General features: G+C 59.0%; 18 protein-coding genes and 1 pseudogene. 4 read left to right on the forward strand and 15 right to left on the reverse strand.

Annotated elements, in window-relative coordinates:
• Positions 1 to 93: 93 nt before the first annotated feature.
• Positions 94 to 1524 carry an IS1182 family transposase gene (locus ACSOSP_RS09205; protein WP_455310735.1) on the reverse strand — a complete coding sequence of 477 codons (1431 nt, stop codon included), beginning with the start codon at positions 1522 to 1524 and terminating at the stop codon, positions 94 to 96.
• A 324-nt stretch (positions 1525 to 1848) separates the two neighbouring features.
• Complete coding sequence (locus tag ACSOSP_RS09210; protein ID WP_455310736.1) at positions 1849 to 2622, reverse strand: helix-turn-helix transcriptional regulator; 774 nt, start codon at positions 2620 to 2622, stop codon at positions 1849 to 1851.
• A 117-nt stretch (positions 2623 to 2739) separates the two neighbouring features.
• On the opposite strand from ACSOSP_RS09210, the gene ACSOSP_RS09215 reads away from it, so the two are divergent.
• Both ACSOSP_RS09215 and ACSOSP_RS09220 read left to right on the forward strand, forming a co-directional pair.
• Positions 2740 to 3819, forward strand: a complete 1080-nt coding sequence (locus ACSOSP_RS09215; protein ID WP_455310738.1) for an MDR/zinc-dependent alcohol dehydrogenase-like family protein — start codon at positions 2740 to 2742, stop codon at positions 3817 to 3819.
• A gap of 422 nt (positions 3820 to 4241) precedes the next feature.
• Positions 4242 to 4791 (forward strand): annotated as a pseudogene (locus ACSOSP_RS09220) (IS630 family transposase); the annotation flags it as partial.
• Positions 4792 to 4832: 41 nt separating this feature from the next.
• On the opposite strand, the gene ACSOSP_RS09225 reads toward ACSOSP_RS09220, so the two are convergent.
• The 10 genes from ACSOSP_RS09225 to ACSOSP_RS09270 all read right to left on the reverse strand — a co-directional run bounded on the left by ACSOSP_RS09225 (position 4833) and on the right by ACSOSP_RS09270 (position 14950).
• Entirely contained in the window at positions 4833 to 7859 is a 3027-nt protein-coding gene (locus ACSOSP_RS09225; protein ID WP_455310740.1) for an ankyrin repeat domain-containing protein, read from the reverse strand.
• 312 nt (positions 7860 to 8171) lie between these two features.
• Complete coding sequence (locus tag ACSOSP_RS09230; RefSeq protein ID WP_455310741.1) at positions 8172 to 8513, reverse strand: hypothetical protein; 342 nt, start codon at positions 8511 to 8513, stop codon at positions 8172 to 8174.
• A gap of 411 nt (positions 8514 to 8924) precedes the next feature.
• Positions 8925 to 9929 (reverse strand): allantoicase, encoded by a 1005-nt coding sequence (gene alc, locus ACSOSP_RS09235; protein WP_455310742.1) that lies wholly within the window; start codon positions 9927 to 9929, stop codon positions 8925 to 8927.
• Between the two features lie 41 nt (positions 9930 to 9970).
• Complete coding sequence (locus ACSOSP_RS09240; protein WP_455310743.1) at positions 9971 to 10639, reverse strand: DUF1989 domain-containing protein; 669 nt, start codon at positions 10637 to 10639, stop codon at positions 9971 to 9973.
• Positions 10636 to 11439, reverse strand: a complete 804-nt coding sequence (locus ACSOSP_RS09245) for an amino acid ABC transporter ATP-binding protein (RefSeq protein ID WP_455310744.1) — start codon at positions 11437 to 11439, stop codon at positions 10636 to 10638. The genes ACSOSP_RS09240 and ACSOSP_RS09245 overlap by 4 nt, the downstream gene beginning before the upstream one ends.
• A gap of 5 nt (positions 11440 to 11444) precedes the next feature.
• Positions 11445 to 12119: an amino acid ABC transporter permease gene (locus ACSOSP_RS09250; RefSeq protein WP_455310746.1), complete on the reverse strand. Its 675-nt coding sequence runs from the start codon at positions 12117 to 12119 to the stop codon at positions 11445 to 11447.
• Positions 12116 to 12799 carry an amino acid ABC transporter permease gene (locus tag ACSOSP_RS09255; protein WP_455310909.1) on the reverse strand — a complete coding sequence of 228 codons (684 nt, stop codon included), beginning with the start codon at positions 12797 to 12799 and terminating at the stop codon, positions 12116 to 12118. The genes ACSOSP_RS09250 and ACSOSP_RS09255 overlap by 4 nt, the downstream gene beginning before the upstream one ends.
• 18 nt (positions 12800 to 12817) lie before the next feature.
• Positions 12818 to 13453, reverse strand: a complete 636-nt coding sequence (locus ACSOSP_RS09260) for an urea carboxylase-associated family protein (protein WP_455310747.1) — start codon at positions 13451 to 13453, stop codon at positions 12818 to 12820.
• Between the two features lie 11 nt (positions 13454 to 13464).
• Entirely contained in the window at positions 13465 to 14082 is a 618-nt protein-coding gene (locus tag ACSOSP_RS09265) for a DUF1989 domain-containing protein (RefSeq protein WP_455310748.1), read from the reverse strand.
• Positions 14083 to 14101: 19 nt separating this feature from the next.
• The gene (locus tag ACSOSP_RS09270; RefSeq protein ID WP_455310749.1) at positions 14102 to 14950 is read right to left on the reverse strand and encodes a transporter substrate-binding domain-containing protein; all 849 of its coding nucleotides are present in this window, start codon (positions 14948 to 14950) and stop codon (positions 14102 to 14104) included.
• Positions 14951 to 15228: 278 nt separating this feature from the next.
• Between ACSOSP_RS09270 and ACSOSP_RS09275 the strand changes: the two genes are divergently transcribed.
• Positions 15229 to 16113 carry a MurR/RpiR family transcriptional regulator gene (locus ACSOSP_RS09275; RefSeq protein WP_455310750.1) on the forward strand — a complete coding sequence of 295 codons (885 nt, stop codon included), beginning with the start codon at positions 15229 to 15231 and terminating at the stop codon, positions 16111 to 16113.
• A gap of 460 nt (positions 16114 to 16573) precedes the next feature.
• Here ACSOSP_RS09275 and ACSOSP_RS09280 read toward each other — a convergent pair whose 3' ends face one another.
• Positions 16574 to 16741 carry a hypothetical protein gene (locus tag ACSOSP_RS09280; protein WP_455310751.1) on the reverse strand — a complete coding sequence of 56 codons (168 nt, stop codon included), beginning with the start codon at positions 16739 to 16741 and terminating at the stop codon, positions 16574 to 16576.
• Between the two features lie 1034 nt (positions 16742 to 17775).
• Entirely contained in the window at positions 17776 to 17997 is a 222-nt protein-coding gene (locus ACSOSP_RS09285; protein ID WP_455310752.1) for a hypothetical protein, read from the reverse strand.
• Positions 17998 to 18162: 165 nt separating this feature from the next.
• On the opposite strand from ACSOSP_RS09285, the gene ACSOSP_RS09290 reads away from it, so the two are divergent.
• Positions 18163 to 18585 carry an NUDIX domain-containing protein gene (locus ACSOSP_RS09290; RefSeq protein WP_455310753.1) on the forward strand — a complete coding sequence of 141 codons (423 nt, stop codon included), beginning with the start codon at positions 18163 to 18165 and terminating at the stop codon, positions 18583 to 18585.
• An 841-nt stretch (positions 18586 to 19426) separates the two neighbouring features.
• Here the strand turns inward: ACSOSP_RS09290 and ACSOSP_RS09295 are convergent.
• Positions 19427 to 21151, reverse strand: coding sequence for a methyl-accepting chemotaxis protein (locus tag ACSOSP_RS09295; protein WP_455310754.1), 1725 nt, complete (start codon positions 21149 to 21151; stop codon positions 19427 to 19429).
• Between the last annotated feature and the right edge of the window lie 901 nt (positions 21152 to 22052).

Genomic DNA, 22052 nt, shown 5'->3' on the forward strand with positions numbered 1-22052 from the left:
TCGCAACGAAGTGCGCATTATTGAATGCGGCATGTGGAACATCAATTTCATCAAAGAGGATGTGGTCAAGTCCCCGGTTCGTTGCACGCAGGCCTATGCCTGCATCGCTTTCATGACTGTTTCCGAACCGAGTAACTTAATGACTCGCTTCATGTTGTACGCAAGCACGTGTAGGCTCATCTCGGTGCTGACTCGCTCGATCGTTCGTGTTAAGAAATGCGTGGCGCCCATCCAAGCCTTGATTGTGCCAAACGGATGCTCGACGGTTTGCCGTCGGATACGCATCATGTCGGGGCTGTGATCAAGACGGATTTGCATCTCATCGAGAACTCCTTCGTGTTCCCAGCGCGTCACCCGGCGTTGTACGCTTGGCGTGCACTTGTCCTTTAACGAACACTGCTGGCAGTTCGAGCTCCAGTAACGGTGCAACTTTAGCTCTCGCTCGATCGTCACGTAACGCCATATAAGCCGCTCTCCCGCTGGGCAGCGATACTCGTTCGCCTCGGCATCGTAAATGAAATCGTCTTTGCTGAAGCGACCGTGAGCCGTCGCACCCGACGTCACCGGCTTCGGTACGAACACGGTAATGCCAGCTTGGTGACACGCGAGTATCTCCTCGCTTTTGTAATAGCCTCTGTCCGCAACTGCCGTGAGTTTCTCGACGCCCATTTCCTTACGCGCGAGCTTGGCCATCGACGTGAGTTGGTCTCGATCAATACCGTTGTTGGTGACCTCGTGCGCGACAATCAGATGGTGCTTTGCATCGACCGCTACCTGGACGTTGTAGCCGACGACGCCTGTCCCCCGCGTCTTCATCGAACGCGCGTCCGGGTCCGTGAGCGACACTTGCTTGTCGGGAGCCGCGTTGAGTTGAACTTCGACTTGCTTGAGGATTTGCATTTGCTCTTTGAGAGCCGCGATCTTGTCTTGCAGCCGCTCCGTCTTCGCCTTCGCGATAGTGGGTTCTTGGCGATCGGCGGTGTCCATTTGCGCAAGATAACGGCTGATGCTTGCCTCGATATCCCGCATTCGCCGCTCCAGTTTTGCGCTCGTGAAGTTGCGATCGCGATGGTTCACTGCCTTAAACTTGCTCCCGTCTATCGCAACGAGCGCTTCGGCGAACAGGTCCAGGCGTTGGCACAGCATGACGAACTGACGGCAGACGCTGCGGATCGCTTTGCCGTTGTCTTTGCGAAACCGCGCAATGGTCTTAAAGTCCGGTGCCAAGCGGCCCGTGAGCCACATCAATTCAATGTTGCGCTGGGCCTCGCGCTCAAGGCGACGACTAGACTGAATACGGTTCAGGTAACCGTAGATGTAGATCTTAAGCATCACCTCAGGATGATACGAAGGCCGGCCGGTAAGTGCTGGTTCGACGCCTTCAAACCCAAGCTTCTGAAGATCAAGCTCATCTACAAAGACATCGACTACGCGCACGGGGTTGGTGTCCGTCACGTAGTCGTCGAGCGCTTCGGGAAGAAGAAAGCTTTGCGTACGATTGTCGCCCTGAACGAACCGCTTCATCTCGCTCACCTCCGCTACCGGATGAGAGATTTTAGCTCTTCAAAAAAGCGTTTTGACACGGTCTGGGCCGCGTGCTGCCCGACGCGTCGGGCGCATGTCGACCCGCTAGAGACGGTCGGTCTTCTCGATAACGGCCATCCATGAAATGGACGTCGCAGGTCGGCGCATGCGCGCGCTTCCAGGAAAGAACAACCTCGCAGCATATTCGGGCGCGCCCATTGGCCCGATCGTCGCTGGAAGCAGGGAGAGCGTCAATGGGTACGAGGCGCATTTGCCTTGCTAACCCTTCCGAATTATGAGGTCTGCTTCTTTGCTCGTTCACGCTCAGATAGGCGTGTAGATCGAAAGCTTGAGCGCGGGATCGTCGTTCGCTTGAAACGTGGTGTATTCATAGCGTTGCGTGCCTCGCTCGGGATGCACGAGCACCTTCTGCCCGGATGTACCGCCGCGAATGTCGTGAGCATTCCACCATTTCACGAACTCCGCGCTACAGGCGCACACGCGCTCCACCAGTTCGATAAAAGCAGGATCGCCGGCATGGAGATCGTGGGTCGCGCGAAAGAGCGCGACCATGCGGCGCGCTTCATCGGCCCAGGTGCGGCCGAACAGCCGCCGCGAATCCGTTTCTATGAACATGAACGCAAGGATATTGCGATCCGATGCGGCGAGGCGGTCAAAGCCCAGGATATCCGCGGCGGCCGCGTTCCAGGCCAGAATGTCCCAGCGCCGGCCAGTGACGTAAGCAGGCAGATTGAGGCTCGCGACAAGACGCTCGATGGCTGGCGGCAGGCTCTCGGGCGCAAAGTCCCGGCGATCGCCATTGCGCGCCAGCGCCCGCAAGTGCGCCGCTTCGACCTTGCCGAGACGCAGGGCGCCAGCGAGGGCATCGAGGGTGGCATCGGAAGGACTGACGGTTCGCCCTTGTTCCAGCCGCACGTACCAGTCCACGCCAATGCCCGCCAACTCCGCCACTTCCTCTCGCCGCAGGCCCGGCGTACGGCGGCGCCGCCCGCTCTTGAGTCCGAGTTCGCCAGGACTTAATTTCTCGCGTCGTGAGCGCAGAAAATCGCCAAATTCACTTCGGCTCGACGTCGCCATGTTGTGTCTTCCGTCGGTAATGGAGGGTCGCACGAGTCCTAGGATAGTCCCAGGCCTTGTTGCCCATTCTAAGCCTGCCAAAATCGTCTTGTCCCAAACACACAGAGCAAGATCGCCATGAAAGCTGCAATCCTGAAGACGCTTGGCCAGCCGCTCGACATCGAGGAAATGCCGGCACCGGAAATTGGTACCGGCGAAGTTGTCGTGGATGTCGCCGCCGCGCCGGTGCTGTCCTACGCAAATGAAGTATTCAACGGCGAACGACGCTACAACATCGGTTTGCCGATGGTGCCCGGTTGCGGTGCGATCGGACGCGTGCGCACAAGCGGCCCGGACGCGACGCACCTGAAGCCGGGCGACTGGGTATTTTGCGACCCGACCGTGCGTTCACGCGATGACGCCCTGATGCCCGACATCGCACTGCAGGGCTGGAGCGCAAGGGGCGACGGCGGCATGCGCCTGCAACGGCATTATCACGATGGCCCCTTCGCCGAACAGGTGCGCGTGCCGACTGAAAACGCGATCCGTATCGGCGAGATTGATCCAGGCGATGCCGCACGCTGGTGCGCACTCAACGTCGTGCTAGTGCCTTATGGCGGGTTGCTCGCCGCCAACCTGCTCGCCGGCGAAATACTGCTTGTGAGCGGCGCAACCGGCAATTTCGGCAGTGCGTGCGTCGCAACAGCACTTGCGATGGGCGCGCGCTGCGTCGTCGCTCCCGGGCGCAATGAACGCGCGCTCGCGGATCTGGAGCGCCGCTTCGGCGAACGTGTGCGGACTGTGAAACTCTCGGGCAACGAGGACGAAGACACCAAGCGGACGCGCGAGGCGGCGCCGGGTCCGGTTGATTGCGTGATCGATCTGTTGCCGCCTTCTGCCACGACCACAACGGTGCGCGCGGCAGTCATGGCCGTGCGCCCTTATGGCCGCATCGTGCTGATGGGCGGTGTCGGCATGCTTGGGGGCGCAGGGCTCGACCTGCCTTATCCGTGGATCATGCACAACGACATCGTGGTGCGTGGCAAATGGATGTATCCGCCGGAAGCCGTGACGCGCATGACCGGTTTGATTCGCGCGGGCCTGCTGGATCTTGGCCACTTTGACGTCACCACGTTTGCGCTGGACGATGCGAACGCGGCGGTATCCCATGCAGCCGCCAACGGCGGACCATTCAGAATGACTGTCATCAGGCCTTAGGCATCGGAAGTTCGTGACTTACGCTTACGACGCGATATGAAGGCACGATTGTGGACGCAGTGATCCCCCGGCGATCCGGTGGGTGCGGGGTGGTAACTCAATCCAAGAGAAGTGAAATGTCGGTACAACGCTGATAGATGGAAGCTGCTTATCCGCAAAACCACTTTACACGGCGGGTCTGAATTTGAAACAATGAGCTCGGGCGACGGCGTATCCAGCGCTAAGTCGACACAGTTGTTATCAATTTCGCTCGCTACGGCGAGCGTCGCTTACTGGCCGCTCGCTGCCCTTCAGCATCGGGTGAACGCCGGCCCTGCTGCGCTAAAATGCGGCTCGCAATAGGGCCTCTAGTGTTCCGATCTGTTGTTAACTAATCTATGTTCGCGTAGCATGCTGGTATGAACGGAACGGGAGATATCAGCATGCCCATGGGACGACCGAAGGCCGAACTGGTGTTGGAGTGAAGATGAGCGCTCGCAACTGACTTCAATAGCGCGTTCGCGCTCGATCTCCGCGGCACTGGTAACGCGTGCGCGCATTGTGCTGGCTGCTGCTGCCGGGGAACCCAACAGCGCAATTGCCCAGCGTCTTCAGCTCACGCGTGTCACGGTGGGCAAGTGGCGTATCCGGTTCCTGGAGCATCGCATCAACGGGCTGTATGACGAAGTGCGTCCCGGCAAGCCGCGCACGATTGACGATGAGCGGCTGGCGCAGCTGATTCACAAGACCCTGCACACAAAGCCGGCGGATGGCTCCACGCACTGGAGCGTGCGCGCGATCGCCGCCGAATCGGCTATCTCGCCGACGAGTGTGCACCGTTACTTCAAGCTGCTGGGCCTGCAACCGCATCGCAGCGAAAGCTTCAAGCTCTCGACCGATCGATTCTTCATCGAGAAACTGCGCGACGTGGTCGGCCTGTACCTGAGCCCACCCGAGAATGCATTGGTTCTGTGCGTGGACGAGAAGAGCCGCGTTATGCAAAGCGCTTTATACGGCCAACGAGGATCGGCACGTCAATCCTTCTTCCGTCTTTCGATTTCTTGTCTCACACGTTCGATTTCAAGCCGTTTGGCTTCCTTTGTTCCCCATGGTGGCGCTCTGTTCTGGGTGGCTTCGGCGGCGGCATGAATACGTGCTTTGGCCGCAAGTTGGTTGGCTCTGCGTTCGTACAACTCCCTCATTTTGGCCGCTTGCCGCTCGGCGGAGCGCTCAGCCGCAATGGGTGTAGTTCGTTCAGGTAGTCCGGCAAGGATCACAAGCTTGTCAATATTGTCCCAGGTGCTGATCCAGCCGTCGTTGTAGGCAAACTCGCTAATCAACGGGAGGTTAAGTGCCGTGTAGATCGGGATCCAGTTTTCTTCTTCGCCCTGGCGGCGACGCACAGCAAGTTTGGGATTGAACTGGTACCGCCCGGTGGATACGCGCAGAAACAGGGATCGGTTGTAGGCATAGTCTCTGTCGATTTCGTTCCTCGCCAGCACGCCAGAAAGATGCTGGCGCTTGTTGCGCTCTGGCCGCACTAGGTTAGCGGGTAAGTGTTGCCAGGCATCGAGGATGATTTGGGTCTGGAACGCGCTGTCTGCATTGCGTCGTATCTTGCTGAATCGGGCTTTGAACAATACCCACAGGGTCTGGAACAGAAAGTATTCAGACAGATGCCGGTCGATGCGGACCAAGCGATCACCCGCTCTGACATCAATGCAGGGCGGAGCCAAGCATTCATAGATTGCCGCCAGCGGGCCAGCAGCGAACTTTGCATCGCCAAATGCCTGACGCAAAGCCCAGTGCAGTGCATTGTGACCATAGTGATCGACGGCATCGCGGTCGGCACCGCGCTCCAGCAGGGCTTCCACCAGTGCCACATTTCCTGCAGCAGCTGCGGCCATCAGTGGCGTCTGGTTCATTGGCAGGCGATGATCGACGCCATGCTGGTCACACTGCCTGAGGATGTCCTTGAAGTGATTGGCGAAGAAAGGGACGTAGCTCTTGCGGGCGAACACCGCGCGCTGCTGGTCAAAGGTTCGTGCCTGCTCGAACTTCGCCTCAACGGCCAGCCACTCGGCGAGCTGCGGTTCATCGAAGCAGGTGGCATAGTCAAAGAGTTGCTGCTTGCCCTTGTTACCCGGAGACTGCTCGCGGAAGACCTTGATCAACAGTTCCCTGACCTTGGCTTCATCGAACACCGGCCATGGCACCGGGACCTGCTTCAATATGGTGCGGCGGATGGCCTCCGCCTGCTCCTGCTTGCCCTGCAGTTCGAGTTTGCGTGCTTCCTTCTGCCAGTCTTCGAGCGTGGATTGTTTGGCCTCGATCTTGGTCTGGCCCACGATCAGATCCAGCAGCCCGAACAGATCATGCCCTGTGTCCGACTCGATCATGTAGATGTTCTTGATGGCGCGCGTCAGCGCTACATACAGCGCATTGACGAAGAACTTATAGACTTCGAGCGACTTGTCACTCTTGTCTTTGGCGCGTTTGTAATCCAGTGTCTCGACCGCCAGATCGGTCTTGACGATGCCCTCGGCGATGTCGTTGAACTCGCCGCGGTGATCCGAGATGAAACGGTAGAGCACAATGTTCTCGTATTCGAGACCCTTGGCTTCGTGGATCGAGAACAATAGTGGCGTGGCAAAGTGCTTGCGGGCGTCGGCCTTGTCCTCATCGCGCATCACCAGGACGGCGAACTGGGTGGATTGGCGAATCTTCTGGTCCAGTTCGCGCTTGGTGGCGTCCTTGTCGGGCATCAGCGTAACCTGGCCGGTCTCGCCGCCGACGGCCTGGACCAAGAAGTTGCTCTCGCGGTCGATGGAGCCGAAACGCCGCTGCTTGACCTTGAGCAACTGATTGGCGACGCGTGTGGCCTCCAGGCCGTTGCGAAAGTTGGCCGTTAGCACGCGCAATTCCTGCCGCTCGGCCACTTTCGGGTCCTTCCAGAACAGGCTCTTGACTTGGCTCCAGGAAAAGAAATTGGGATGGACTATCTGGTTGGAATCCCCGCAGAGCATGAAATGGCCAGGCTTCTTCAGGGTTTTCAGCACGAGCGCGAGTTGCACGGTAGTGATGTCTTGCACCTCGTCAATAACCACAAAGTCGTAGCGCGGCGCGGCCAGCGCTTGCCAGTCCTGGGCGACAAGATTCAGGTCGTAGAGCTTTGCCTCGGCGAGCCAGGCACGGTACTTCTCAAACAGATTGTAGAGTTGGTCGCGCCGTTCTTCGGAAAAGATCGATTGACGCACCCCCAGTGCTTGATACTCGCCGCGCGACAGGACGCCGCTCGCCCCGGCAGCAATCACGCCGCGAATCTCCTCGAAAGCCTGATGGGCTTCTACATCCTTGAAGTTCTGCCGTATGCGGGAGTACCAGCCCGAAAAGTCACGCCAGGTAGCTTCGCGTCCTGCCGGAACGCGGATCGACTCGACAAACTCGCGGTAGGACAGAAATACGGCATCCTGGCCGCCATGCTCGAAACCGTTGGCGTAATAAAGGTCGCGGGCGCTCTGCGCCAGGAACGTGGAGTGAGTGACGTAGAGGACCTCACCTTCGGCATGCTTGAGCTTTTCAAGCGTCAGTGCGGTCTTGCCGCTGCCAGCGCTGCCGACGACAATTAAGGGAGGTGGCTGTCGGTAAATAGTCTCTTGCGTGTCATCAAACGAGATCGGTTTGTCGAGCAGGTGAATGCCGGTACGCTCGGGATGAAGGTAGCGTAGAGCTTGCGCCTCCCTAATGGCGTCATCGGCGCTGATGTCTGGAATTTTGCTCTCGTCAATCGCCGCGCCGCGCAAGAAACGTGACTTGTCGTAAGCGTGATTGGCGATCACTTCCAGCATCAGTGCGCAGACTTCATCCCCGTGGCGGACCAGCGAGAACAACAGCCGGTCGGCGTCACCCAGCTTCGCCCGGTAGAACTTGCCGTGGCTCAGATTGGCGAGCTTCTTGACTTGGGCAGCACGGAAGTCGTGGCGAGCGATGGCCGCGGACACCTTGTCGTAGCTGGCCTTGACGCGTGAGGTGTCGAGGCCGGTGTATTCGAGGATCTTCATGAGGCGACGAGGATGCGAACATGTGCAAGAGCAAGAATTCTCTCACGCTCGTGTGGCCTGCCAACTTCTATAGCAAGCTTTCCGGTCTTGAACGGCAGTTATCCGGCATGAGCCGGACGCCCTATGACTGACGATTTCCTCATACTGAATGACGGGTTTTGGCCGCGTGCCGCCTCACGCAATGCGCATCCTTACCCCAGCCTTGCACGACTGCGATCGGCGGCACGCGACCCACTGCGTACGCCGGATCAATTCGAGAGCAGGCGTTCGACACCGCGTCGCATCTTCGAACGTGTTTTGCCAACGTTTGCCTTATTCATGGAACGGCCCGGCCTCGAACGTCGTGACTCCGTCGGCGTACTCTCGCACCCATATGTCACGAGGTTCTTCCCCAACGCCCTTTACCGCAAACGAAGCGTGCGGTAGACATCGAGCAACTTTGCCGAACAGATCGGCAACCGACCAGCTATCAAGAAAGAATAAAGTGGGAGACGACGCTGGCAGCGCTGAACCACACGCTTCGAACAAGTTCTTCAAGACATCGTGGCTCAAAGCACGTTCGTCAAGAAACTTCATAAGCACATCCCGGGCGCTCGATATAGCCAGAGGTTCGCCGTCGAAAGGATGAACCCAAACCAGCGTGTGAAAGCTCATACGAGATACTCCTGTATTTGTCGTTTTTCGAGAATCGCGGCCTCTTTGCTCGCGAGAGTTAGCGCGTAATTGTCGATGATCCTCCTCGCTGCGCCAACTGACCGTCGGTGGCCGGCTTTTGCCTGTCACCTTTCGGCCGAAGTCGACCCTGAGGAGACATTCAGCTTTCTTGACAAGAGACGTTCGGGCGGCGACCAGAGCCAACTTCCGCGTTGGTGCATAGCAAGCGACGGTCACACCTCGTCGCAATCTTGCATCGGGGGCAGCGCTCGGGTTGGCGACCACTCGACGGCACGTTGCGTGGTAAAGGGCAACCTCCGCGGGAGCTAGCCCTGTTCAAACAATTCCAACGACGATGCAGTCTTCGAAGCAGGAACGCTTGTTACGATCAAGTCGGGCAGGCCGTGTGGATCAGCCCAACGCGTGCCCGATCAGACGAAGTCGCGACACCCCGCCGTCAGGCAGAATCTTGAAGCGCACGTGCGTCACCGGCAAGATCCGCTCGGGTGTGAACGAATGCAACCGGTCCATTTCCAGCTTCTGCTCGTCGAGTAACACGGGCCAGAACATCGATTGCGTAATCAGCGATTCGCCGGTCCCTGCCGTGACGAACGCGCCTTGCAGCGAGCAACGGTCAGCGAAATTGCCTTTGAAATACGCGGTGTCGACATCGACTTTGCTGATTTCGCCAGGCACCGCGAGTTCGATGATGCACCAGTCACAGCCCGGTTCGCGACGTCGGCGGGTTTCCCAGCCTTCGCCCATGTTGGCCGCACGCGTGGGCAGAAGCAGATTCGACGCTAAGCCGTAATGCTGGTTGTTCGCCGTGACGATCCGCGCGCCATTCATCGCTGACGCGAGATTGAGTTCGGCATCCGACGCGAGTTCGCGGCGCGGCCGGCCGAACACGCGCAATCGCGCGACGCCGCCATCCGGATAAATATTCAGTCGTACATGCGTGTAGACCGCGCCCGCGGTCGCTTCGATCGCGCGAAAGTGATGCGCGTTGCCGTTCAGTGTCATCGCGGGTAGCACCGCGGTCCATTGGGTGCCAACGGGCGGAATGTCGTCATCTGAGCGGCACGCGTCGATCGATGCCGCCGGAGGAAAGTTGCCAGTGAAATGGCTCGTGTCGATATCGACGCCCATCAGTTGGCCCGCCACGCCCAGCTTGACGATGCAGAAATCGTGGCCGGTCACGCGCTTGCGACGCGATTCCCAGCCATCCATCCATTTGCCGTTGTCATCGTATTTGCCAGGGACGAACACGGCTGGTTCCGGGTCCAGCATGCGGGCCATCGGCGCAAAAAAATCGTCGCTGGTGAGCACCGCTTGCGCGCCGAGACGTGGGTCCGCGAGGTTGATGCCCGCGCGCGTAAACGCCGGAGCGTTAGGGTCAAAAGTGGGAATTGCCATGTGCGTGAGGGCCTGTCCGGGAGTGTTGAAATGATGAACGCTCAAGCGTCCGGAACCCACGATTGTGTGCCTTGCAGATCGGATGCGAAGTCGTCGAACACGGCGATGTCAACCGGTTGCGGCGTGTTGTCGCCTTGCCCCTGAATCTTGACGATGTCCTGCGGACACGCGGAAAACGCAACGAAGCAATCCATTTCGGCGCGTAGCGTGATGTACTCGCCAGGCTTTGTAACGGTGGGCAAGGTATGCAGCGTGATGCCGTCCGGCTGCACGCGGATATTCATGAAGATATTGAACGACGCAAGGTTCTGGCGCGGCGGCGTGACGCCGAGTTCGAACATGCCTTCGAACATGTTGTCGCAACAGTTGCGGTGATAGCCGCGCACGCCGAGTAGTTCATAGCGCTTGCGATCGCAGGCAGCCATGAAGGTGTCGTGGACGCCGGGCGTCGTGTCTTCCACGACGGTCAGCACCGGATGACGCTGGTTGGTCACGAAGCTGTCGCCAATCACCGGATTGAGCCGCTGGTTCCACACGCGCGTGGTCTCCATGCACATGTATTCGTTCAGGTCGTACGCATTCCAGGCCCAGCAGTCCACGACCTGCGTGCCATGGGTATTGATGACGCGCACGGCCTGGCCCGCTTTCAGTCGAACCGCCTTGCCGTGCCCGGCGGGGACGGTCAGCGTAGGTTGATTCGTATAGCTCATGAGCGTGAATTTTCCGGAGTAAAGCGATAGAGAAATTGCTGGAGTCGCGGCGACGACGGTGTATCCAGCACTTGTGCTGGCGGCCCCTGTTCGACAACGTGTCCGCCATCCATGAAGATCACGCGATCCGCGACATCGCGCGCAAAGCCGATTTCATGCGTGACGACGATCATCGTCGTGTCGTTCGCGGCGAGCCCGCGCATCACGGCCAGCACTTCGCCAACCAGCTCGGGATCGAGCGCGCTGGTCGGTTCGTCGAACAGAATGACTTCGGGCGCCATCGCGAGCGTGCGGGCAATGCCGACGCGCTGCTGCTGACCGCCCGACAGGTTCGCAGGCATCGACGTTTGCTTGCCACTCAGCCCAACCTGGCGCAGCGCTTCGATCGCCAGGTCAGTGGCCGCGAGACGGTTCATCCGTTTAACCGACAGCAATCCTTCCATCACGTTTTCGAGCGCCGTCATATGCGGCCACAGATTGAAACTCTGAAACACCATGCCGATCCGGCTGCGCTGCGCGCGTATCTCGCGGTCGGGACGCGGGCTTGTCTCGCCGTTCGGGTTCTCGCGCAAACCGATCCGCTGGCCGCCGATCCAGATCGCGCCTTCGTCGGGCGGCGAAAGCCAGTTCAGACAGCGCAGCAGCGTTGATTTTCCAGAGCCCGACGGACCGAGCACGCAGACCGTTTCACCGCGCGCGACCGTCAGATCGACGCCGTCGAGAATGCGGTTCGCGCCGAACGACTTGACGATGCCGCTCGCCTTCAACGCCACGGGCGGCGTGCTGTCGGATGGGTTCATGCTGATCACCGGGGCAGGGCGACCCGATGGGCGCGGCCGATACGGCGCTCCCAATGACGGGTCGAAAGGTGGATGACGGACGTCACGGCCCAGTAGACCATCGCGACGACGAAATAGACTTCGAGCGGCGCGTACGTGTCGGACACGACGGCCTTCGCGGCGAACATGAACTCGTGCACCGAGATCACCGACAGCAACGCGGAATCTTTAACGAGGCCGATCAGCAGACCCGTCAGCGTGGGCAGCAGCAGCGGCAACGCTTGGGGGGCGATGACGCGGCGCGCGATCGCAACTGGCGACATACCGATCGCGACACCCGCTTCGATGGTTCCCGCGGGCACAGCAGCGACAGCAGCCTGAATTACTTCTGCGACATACGGGCCGTAATAGACCGCGAGCGTGACCGTGCCGACCAGCGGCGCGGGCAACAGCACGCCGAAATCCGGTAATACGAAAAACGTTACGTACAGCAGCACGAGCAGCGGCAAGCCGAGCGTCAACGCGGTGTAACCGCGAATCATCGCCGCCAGCCATGCACCGCCGCGGCGCTGGCCGACCGTCAGCAGAACTCCAAGCACACCCGACATCGTGGCGCCGGCCACACACAACCAGACCGTGCTGCCGAGTCCTGTGGCAAGCTCCGCCCAATAGCCGGACAGAACGCTGAGATCGAAAGTCATCGCGCAACTCCCGTCGCGACCCGTTCGACCCCGGGCGCGCGCGGCGAACGTTGTGCGTGTCGCGCGGCGTAGATGACTGGCAACGCGACCGCCAGATAGCCGACGCTGACCAGCAGCATCACTTGTGCCGACGTGTAGGTTCGCGCGATCACCATCTGTCCCGCGTACGTCAGTTCGGTGACGGCTACGACCGACGCGAGCGGCGTGGTTTTCAGCAGGATCGTGAATTCGTTGATGAGTGCGGGCAGGCTGGCCTTCAGCATCTGCGGCAGCGCGATCCTGAGCGCGATGCGCCACGGCGCCATACCGAGCGCAATCGCGGCTTCGTACTGGCCGGCCGTGATCACCCGCAGATTGCCCCGCAGGATTTCCGCCGTGTAGGCGCCGCTATTCAGGCCGAGCGTGAGCGCGGCGGCCAGCATCGGACGGCCGCCCAGCCCGATCAGCGGCAAAGCGAAGAACAGCACGAACAGTTGCACGAGGGCGGGCGTGCCGCGCATGAAGCTGATATAGAGCCGCGCGACCCAGCGCAACGGCGCAACCCGCGTCAGTTGCATCGCGAGCGCGAGATGGCCGAACACGAGACTGCCGGTTGCGCCGAGCAGCGTCAGTTCCACGGTCAGCAGCCAGCCGTCGATAAGTGTCGGCAGGCTGTGGATCACTTGTGGGTCAAACCCCATCACGGCTGGTTCCCGGAATCAGAGTTCATCGAGTTCTTCGGCCACGGACAGTTCGAGCGCGCCCGGCGCGTCGTTGCCGGGAATGCCGGTGCAGCAAGCCGACACGATGAACACCATGTCCGTCACCACCCGGCACGCGACGAAATCGCCGGCGCGCGTGATGTTGGGCAGCGGTTCGATGCGGCCATCCTGATGCAACGCGACGTGCATGAACAGGTTGATCGGGTCGGGCATTTTTGGCGGCTTCAGGCCGAGCGATACGATCAACGCGCCGACCGATTCGACGCAGCCGGTCTGTGCCGCGTAGCCCTGTTCAGCGAGATACGCGGTCGTCGATGCGGGGAGCAGCAGATCGTGTTTGCCGCTGGAATCCTTACCGAGCACCATCAGCGCGCGGCGGCGGTTGCTGACGATCCGCATGCCCGTCTGCAACACGTACGAATTGCTGAACACGCGGGTGTGATGGACCGACATGTATACGTCGTCGTTGATCCGGCTGAAGCCGAACATCGACGCGACCGTGCCTGGTTCTTTCGCCTCGATACGCAGGATCTGGCCAGCCTTGACATCGATCGCACGCGATTCGCCCGCAGGCACGGCGACGGTTTGCGGGGGCAGCGGAGCGCGCGAAGGCGGTTCTTTGAGAAGCAGCATGTTAAGTCCGTTCAGGCGGCGGCAGGCGTCGCGGGCAGGATGGAAATGGCGATGTCGGTGACCTTCAGGCCGTTGCCGGGAATGATGTCCTGCGGACACGACGACACCGCGCACAGCAGGTCTTCGAAGACGTCGAACGTGATGTGGTCGCCGGGCTTGCTGGTCGGATCGGTGACCTGCATCCGGCAATCGCGCGTGACGGGGCCGTTCTGGAACAGGTTGAACGGCTCGGGCACATCGAACGGCGATAGTCCGTACAGCGCGAGACCCGCGTGCATGTTGTCGAGGCAATTGCGATGCCCGGTCACGTTGAAATCGACTGTGAAACGCGTGTCGTCGCAGGCGGGCACGTTGGCATCGTGAATGCCAACGGTGTCTTCCACCACTCGCAACAACGGACGCCCCAGCGACGAGTACAGCGCGTCGCCGATGTTGAAAAACAGCGTACGGAGCTGACGGCGCGTATGCGTCGGCGACAATTTTTCGCCGTGGTTCGACGCCACCACTGCGACGAAGTCGGCGGCCTGCTGGCCTTCGACGTCGATGATCGTCAGCCGCTGGCCCGCCTTCACTTCGAAGGTGCGTCCGTGCCCTGCCTTGACGGTGAGGGTCTGTACTGGATCTGTCATGTAGTTCGGTCTGCTCGATTTACTGCGCGGGGATGAAGTCGGACGTCGGTGTATCAAAGCTCACGCCGAGGTTGGCCTTTTGCAGGCGCGCGAGTTCGCCGGACTTTTTCATCGCGACGATCTGGTCGCTGATCGCCTTGTTCAGACGCGTATCGTCAGGGCGGGTCGCCCATGCAATCCATTGCGACGGTCCGAGTTCACCGGTCGGCTTCAGCTTGCCCGGATTCTGTTTGATGACGCCTGCGAGCACCGTCATATCGTCGAACACGAAATCGGCACGACCCGTCATCAATGCAGCCACCGTTTGATCGACGCTATCCACGCTGATCAGTTGGATCGGTGCAAGACCCTTGGCCTTCAGCGTTTCGTTGAACTGCTTGAGGATCTGCTCGGGCGCGCTTGCGCTCTTGACCGCGGCGGTCAAACCCGCGAGCGATTCGATGGTTGCTTGCTGCGGAATCTTCTTGAAGTCGGAGCGCACCAGTGCTCCGTTCACCGTCTTGCTGGTCGGCACTACATACGCGAGACGCTTCGCGCGTTCGGCGGTTACGTTCAGCGCGGAACCTTCAATATCGAACGAATGCGCGAGCAGGCCTGGAATGATCCCGCTGAACGACATGCGCTGATATTCGATCTTTACGCCGAGATGTTTCGCGACGGCAGCCATGATGGCCGGATCGAAACCGACGATGTTGTTGTTGGCGTCGGTGTATTCGTAGGGTGCGAAGGTCGGATCGATCGCGACGGTCATCGTGCCGCGACTCTTGATGTCGTCGAGCGTATCGGCGCTCGCGGCTACCGAATGGATCAACGCGGCAAACGGCAACAACGCGGCAAGGGCAATGCTGGAGAGGCGGCGCTTCGGCATCAGGGGAACTCCCGTAGACAGGTGGACGATGCCACTCCAATGCATGATCCGTACCAACTCGATGCAAGAAACATGGGTTTCACAAATGAAATTATAAAAACGACTGTTTCTATAATGGTCGGCGAGAAACACGCATTTCACGTCCAACGGTCCGACCTATAATGACGTCATCGGGAGATACCGACCATCTGCACCCAGTGCGTGCAAGAGAACAGCGATGCACATTCGCGGTGCCGGCGTCGCACCACGACGGGCTCTCCACTTACTCACAAGGCGAAATGTCAAACGCTCAAACGAAACAAGAGAAGCGCGCACCGCAGTCGATCGAGAGTCGCATCGCCGAGCGTTATGACGAACTGTCCGAGATCGATCAACGGCTGGCCGATGTCATTCTGAGTGCGCCGGGACAACTGGCGATGCAAACCGCCACCGAATTGGCGACGACCGCGCAGGTGTCGAAAGCGACCACGACGCGTTTTTTTCAGAAGCTCGGGTATGCGTCTTATGACGCCGCGCGAGCGGTCGCGCGCGCGGCGCAGGTTGGCGGTTCGCCGTTGTATCTACAGGATCGGGGCCGCAAGAATGCGAGTACGAAACTCGACGATGTGATTCAGGCGCACTTGCGGCACGAGGTCGAGAATCTAGCGAACACGTACCGGTCGCTCGATACGCGCATGCTGAGCGAGGTGGTCGATGCGATTGCGCACGCGCGGCGCGTAGTGATTATTGGGTATCGTCATAGTCATACGGTGGCCACGATGATCAGGCGCGAACTGATTCAGGTGCGCTCCGACGTGGTGTTATTGCCTGCCCCGGGCGACACAATTGGCGAATACCTCGGCGACCTGACCGCGAAGGATGTCGTGATCATCGTCGGCTTGCGGCGCCGTGTGCCGGCGGTCGGTTTTGCCGCAATCGCGCTCGCCGAGGCGGGCGTACCGATACTGTATATGTCGGACGTCATTGCGGGGAAACCGGCACGACTTGCGCGCTGGGTGATCCGGTGTCACACGGATGGCCTGATGCTGTTCGACAGCAAAGTCGGCATGACGGCAGTGGTCAATCTGATCTGTTCACTGGTTGCCGAACGCCTGCTCGAGCGGGACAACAACCATTTACAGCGGGTCGAAATCATGCACGAGCGCTTGCGTGAGCTCGATTGAAAAACGTGGGTGCTTTTCGATAGCGCCTGCCGCACTTTTTAGGCAGAAATGCGGCTTCCACGAGTAGTGTCGGGGGCTGAACGGTGATTGTTGACGATTTTCGTAGCTTGTCGAACGTCTCTAACTGGCCGACGTCTGCCCGATGCGGTCGGCCGTACCCGCCCCAACTTAGCCGTTGACCGATTGCGGTCGAGGGACGCGTCTAGTCTCGGAAAGAGACATGGGTTTGAGAGATGGACCAACCTATTTTGAATCTGACGGCCAGTTCGCCAAGTCCCCGCCCGACCGCGCCATATTGCCCGGCGTTACCTTTGGTCGCCCCATCCACCCTTTGCTTTCAGGCGTGGAGCGATTCCCTACGTCGTATCCGTCGGCAACCCGATTCAATAGTTTTTCCAACCCGAGCGACTATGTTTCGTAGCTCAGGTCGCATGTGCCACGGCAGCCATACAAGATCGAATTATTCTCGGGATCGTCGCTCCCCAGCTTCCCAATTCTCCGTCACGGCTCGGCGAACGGCTTCCAAAAGGTCGGGGCGCGCCTCGGGGTCGGGGACTTCGATCAGCTTGCGCGGAGCCTTGGCTTGGGGCTTCAGCGTCACACCGTAAAGCTTTTGCGGCGCAGTCATAGTTCGTCTCCGGCTTCGATCACAGCTAATTCGGACGGCAGGCTCGGTCTTGCTTCTGGTTTCCGAAAATCAGGCTTTCGGAACTTTACTGAGTTGGGAACTGTGGACGCCGTGCGTCGTGCGTCTCCAGGCTTCGTCGGCACGTTGCTGGGCCGATTTCACGGTATATGCGACCCCTTGCCCGCCTTTCGGAGCTCGCGAAAACGTCAAAGTCAGACCGGAAAGTGTCCGGCGGACGGTCTTGGTGACCATGGCGCGCTCCGCGTTTGTGTCGGAGTGGTAAGTCTAGGTCTTTACGTGCAACCCGCGATACTGTACGTTTGCACAGTACTTTGGCGAGTCCACCATGGACGTGAGAGGACGCCTCAAGCGAAACCGTGCCCGTACGATCACGCCGTGCCGGGGGAGACCGCGTCAATCCACTACGCCCTTAGAGATTGCTGATGGGAATTGGGGAAGCTCGCCGGATTAACGGCAGCCTTTGGCATCAGCAACGAGAGCCAGGGCGCACTGGAGTCGCTGGAGCGGGTCCATTAGGAACAGGATGCGTTCGTCCGTCGGGAGGATTGAAATGACAGATGACCTGCGACGACAACTCTGCGAAGTTGAGCAGGCCTTGGTGGCGCTTGAGGGCTTGATTGCAGTGCGACGGGAGTACATCTCGCTGCTTCAGCGTTTGGGAACTCGTGACAAGGAGCTAGCGTCTCTCGACGCACTTATAATTGCCTGGTCACGTCTGCAGTCGCAGCGAGACTGCCTTGCCGCGGCTATCGCCAGCGGGGCCCGGTGACTAGCGTCGAGGAATGTCCGGGTGCATGTCGATTAATATCGATTGCGGTTGGGCGCAAGTTGACGGCATACGGGCCCTAGGGCGCTCGACCGTCGACACACGCAGATCGGTGGCCCTCCACGGCGTTGAAGGAGCAACCGGACCTCACGACTGTTAGCGTGACGCGCGCGGCGGCAAAATCAACGCGTTCGGACATACCAAGTAGCGCCACTCAATCGACCAACTCAAAGTCCTGACAGGCGATCTACCGACGTTTGTGGAAGAGTTCGCGCCCCGCGTAGACGGTAGAAAACAGGCCGACGATGACGACCGCTACGGCCAACGATTCATCTTGTCGTCCAGAGGGGGCCGACGACGTCGCATAAAACCAGAGGCCCATGCCGATTATCGTCATGAACATGCCAAAGACAAGCCCCCACACCGGCCCCGCCGTATCGGGGCTTCCAAATCTGTGAGACATTTTCATCGCTATACTCCCCGTCTCGCACCGACATTTCCTGATTGCCTCAGCCCGCGAGTTCCGCATTGGCACGATTTTCACTGCAGCGTACGCGGCCAAAAAGACGTCATCAACAAGCTAAATTATGATTGAGGTCTTTTTAGAATGTTGCGATCAAACGGACAGACATGCATGAAAGAGAGGGCAACCGTTTTGTGTGTCCGAAACAACCGTATCTTGCTGGTTGCCAGGCTGAGATCGCGATGGGCACTTCCGGGCGGCCGAATCCGTCGGGGAGAAGCGCCTCACGAAGCCGCACTGCGCGAACTGGAGGAGGAAACGACACTCACCGCGACCGAACTGACTTACCTTTTTCAGTTCAGCGGATTCAACACGCAGCACTATGCATTCTTCGCCGAGGTGGCGTATCAATCGATTGCGCAGCCGAGCAACGAAATCGCTAGATGCAAATGGTTCGCGCCAGTCAAGATCGGGACGCTTTCCACGAGTTTACCGACCCGGGAAATCGTTGAGCTTTTCTTCCGGCACATGGCCATTGTCGAACACGACGGTTCGCGGCCGATGCCGAAGCAAGTCGTAGATGTTGCGCCATGAATTGCACATACCAATAGCAAGGATTCGACATCGAAGTGGCCGTTGAGGCAGACTTCAATCGGACTGGCGGGCGCACCGCAACGGGGGAAGTTGGATATGTCGCGGTGGTGAGGATCTGCAAGGCTGGTGCCGCAGTAGCCGTTTTCTCTCCCCTACGTTTTGGCGAATCCCAAGGCAGGCCATTTCTCAGTGAGGCGGATGCGCTCATGGGCGGGTATAGCGCGGGGCGGCGGATCGTCGATGATCTGTTTCATTCATAGTCACCGATCCGCCGACAAAACGAATCAGAGCCTCGGGTGTCTGAATCAAATGTTTGGTTTGTTCAACGTCGAATGACTGAAGTGAGCCTATGACCTGCCGTTTTGCTACGCCTCGCGACTGTCGGTTCATGGCCGCGCACTGCCTCATGCAAACCGCATCCGCGACTCGACCTCCCCCGGTCTCGATCGACAACACGCGACCCGAAGCGACCAATGGCCCAATGCAGGATTCCCCGCATGTTCAACCTCTAAATATGCGGTCCGTTTGTCCCACGAGGCAGCGAGTGCTTCACGAAGGCGGAGCATGAAATCCGGGTTGCGCGTCATCATTTGGTAGTTGCTGGTTGTCGATCGTCTGCACGCAACCGAAGGCTGAGGTTCGCTTGAGCGGCTTACCGGTGCATGTCATCGAGCCTTTTATGGAGGTAAGGTCACAAGCGAATCGAGTAACGTGTCTTTTGGTACTTTTTCAGATTGAGTGGCCGGGACCGGCGGCGATTGCTCCGGAGAAACCGGTCGGGCCTCAACGTCTGCGTCGTGGCTTCGCGTTTTGAAGATCCTGAACATGATGGATTGCGTGATCAGAAAGTTTCCCAGCCCGCATTCGCTATATTGGCTGCTGCGGTGGCGGGTTTGGCAGCAATCGTGGCCGGGGCAAGTCTCGGCTTTGCGGATTCCACGCGACGCGCGGGGGAAATCCTGGAAGCCGGCAGCCGGGACTTGCTTTGCGGACTCACCGTGTGCGGCGTTGATTGCCCAGACTCGGCAACCCTGAACACGGAAACGGCTTCCTTCAGCCTGGTTGCCTGTTCTTCAAGCGACTGCGCTGCAGCAGCTGCCTGCTCAACGAGCGCAGCGTTCTGTTGCGTGACTTCGTCCATCTGGCCCACGGCCTGATTCACCTGTTCAATGCCACGGCTTTGCTCTTCGGACGCCGCCGCGATCTCACCGACAATATCGGAGACCTGCTTGATTGCGTGCTTGACCTGTCCCATGGTCGCACTGACTTCTGTTGCCTGCTTCGCGCCGTCCTGAATCATTGTCACGGACGAGCCGATCAGATCTTTAATCTCCTTGGCAGCGGCGGCGGAACGTTGTGCCAGACTGCGAACCTCACTAGCGACCACAGCAAAGCCTCGCCCCTGTTCGCCGGCGCGTGCGGCTTCGACGGCTGCATTCAGCGCAAGAATGTTCGTCTGGAAAGCAATGCCTTCAATGACGCCGGTGATTTCGGAAATCTTGCTTGAACTACTGCTGATCTGGCCGATCGTCCCGACCATGGCTTGAACAGAGTCGTTACCTGTATCAGCCATGTCCGTGGCATTGGTGGCTAGGGCGTTCGCCTGCCGCGCGTTGTCAGCGTTCTGCTTTACCGTCTCGGTCAGCTGCGTCATGCTGGCAGCGGTTTCTTCGAGCGACGCGGCCTGCTCCTCGGTGCGGGCAGAAAGGTCAGTATTGCCGCTTGCAATTTCGCGCGACGCCACAGCGACTGACTCGGTGGACGCCTTGATTCCGCGAACCGTATCGCTGAGCTGCTGGTCCATTTTCTTCAGCGCTTCTAGAAGCTGACCGAACTCACCTCCTGAATCGACTACGACTTGATTTTCCAGCTTGCCGTTTGCGATATGGTTCGCTACGTCAACGGCCCTGTTGAGCGGCTTCGAGATTGCACGCAGCAGGTATGCAGAAGCGCCAATGGCAACAATAACCCCAACACTGAGAAGAACAATGGCAACCCAGAGGATGGTCCTGAAAGTCGATTCACTGTCGCCTGTGAATTGCTTCGCCTGACTCAGATTGAGAACCGCGTCCTGATTCAGTGTGTCTTTCATGACATCGCCGGGTGCGACCACCTTTTCGATCAACGGTGCGGCTGCATCGTAGTTGCCGGCGCTAAACGCGGCTACAGTCTCGTCGGTCGCTGTTTTGAACTGAGGCAAAGCGCTCTTGATTTTCTCTGCAAGCTCACGTTCCTTGTCACTGGATATACCATCGGGATAGTAGTGATTCCACGCTTTATCGATACGCGCCTGGTTACTACGGATCGCCTCAATCGAGGAGGCCGTTTTTCCTTGATCTCGAAACACCTGAATTTGCCTCAACTGAAGACGAATATCCAGGCTTGCCTCACGAAGGTCCGATAGATCGGCAATCGGAACAGTATTGCCGGTGTACCCGTCGGCGATGTTCGAATTGAGTCTGGACAACCCGGATATGCCAAACACACCGATTGCAGCCATGAGTATCACGCACGCGCCGAACGCGAGAATGATCTTAAATTTGATCGTTTGTACTAAGTTGCCCATGTTGCATCCGTCGAAGAGTTGGTATCTGGGTTTTGACTCTGAAGAGCTAAAAGCAGAGGGCCCATAACCCCACCGCTCAAGAGGGTATACGGCGATGCGCGTCGATCTCCGTAGTGAAACTCTGGTAGGTATTTGCTGAATCTTTTGTAGGTATATTCTTCACAAGTAAATGTAAGGAAACCTGAGCCAAGGTGGATAAGGCCATGACGGGAAAATCGGATTATTCGTCCGAGCTCGATAAATTTTATTGGAAGGTAAAATGATACAAAATGAAATAATTTCGTCATTCAATAGACATCTCCGAACGTCCCTGAGCTATGGATAGCCTGGACCAGCGCCTTGCCTATCAAGCACTCGGGTATTCCACCGCCAAGCCCAGTAGGGGTAGCGGCGGTCTTCGTGCCCCCCACATACCGCCGTGTGTACGACTCGGTACGCGGTGGTTTGCTATGGACTACTGATACATTGAAGTGCAAGCCAGCAGAGGTTGCCATTGGACAGGGCCACGTTCAGCGCCGGAATGCCACTCAGCCGCCACGCTCCGTCAGATGAGCCGGCAGTCTGAGCGGCAATGTACGGCCCGGCACCGTACGCATCATCCGATTGTCAAGAATTTGAGAGGCGGATCCCAATGGACGAATGTGGCCGCGTGCTGCCCGACGCGTCGGGCGCATGTCGACCCAATGCCGCCGTTTCCTTGTTCGCTGCGTCAACGTCTCTTACCGAGGGACAGCGGTCATTCAGCATCAGGCGATCTGACAAAAGCACCGCGAACAAAACCTCTCGACATAACAGCACGGAAAAGACGTTCGGTCGTTATCCCGCCTGCCCCCTGAATCCCCGACCCTCCCGTAACGAACGCTCCTAGCATGTGCGCGATAAGCGTCGTTGCATCTCTCGC

It is taken from the genome of Caballeronia sp. KNU42, from assembly GCF_053760385.1.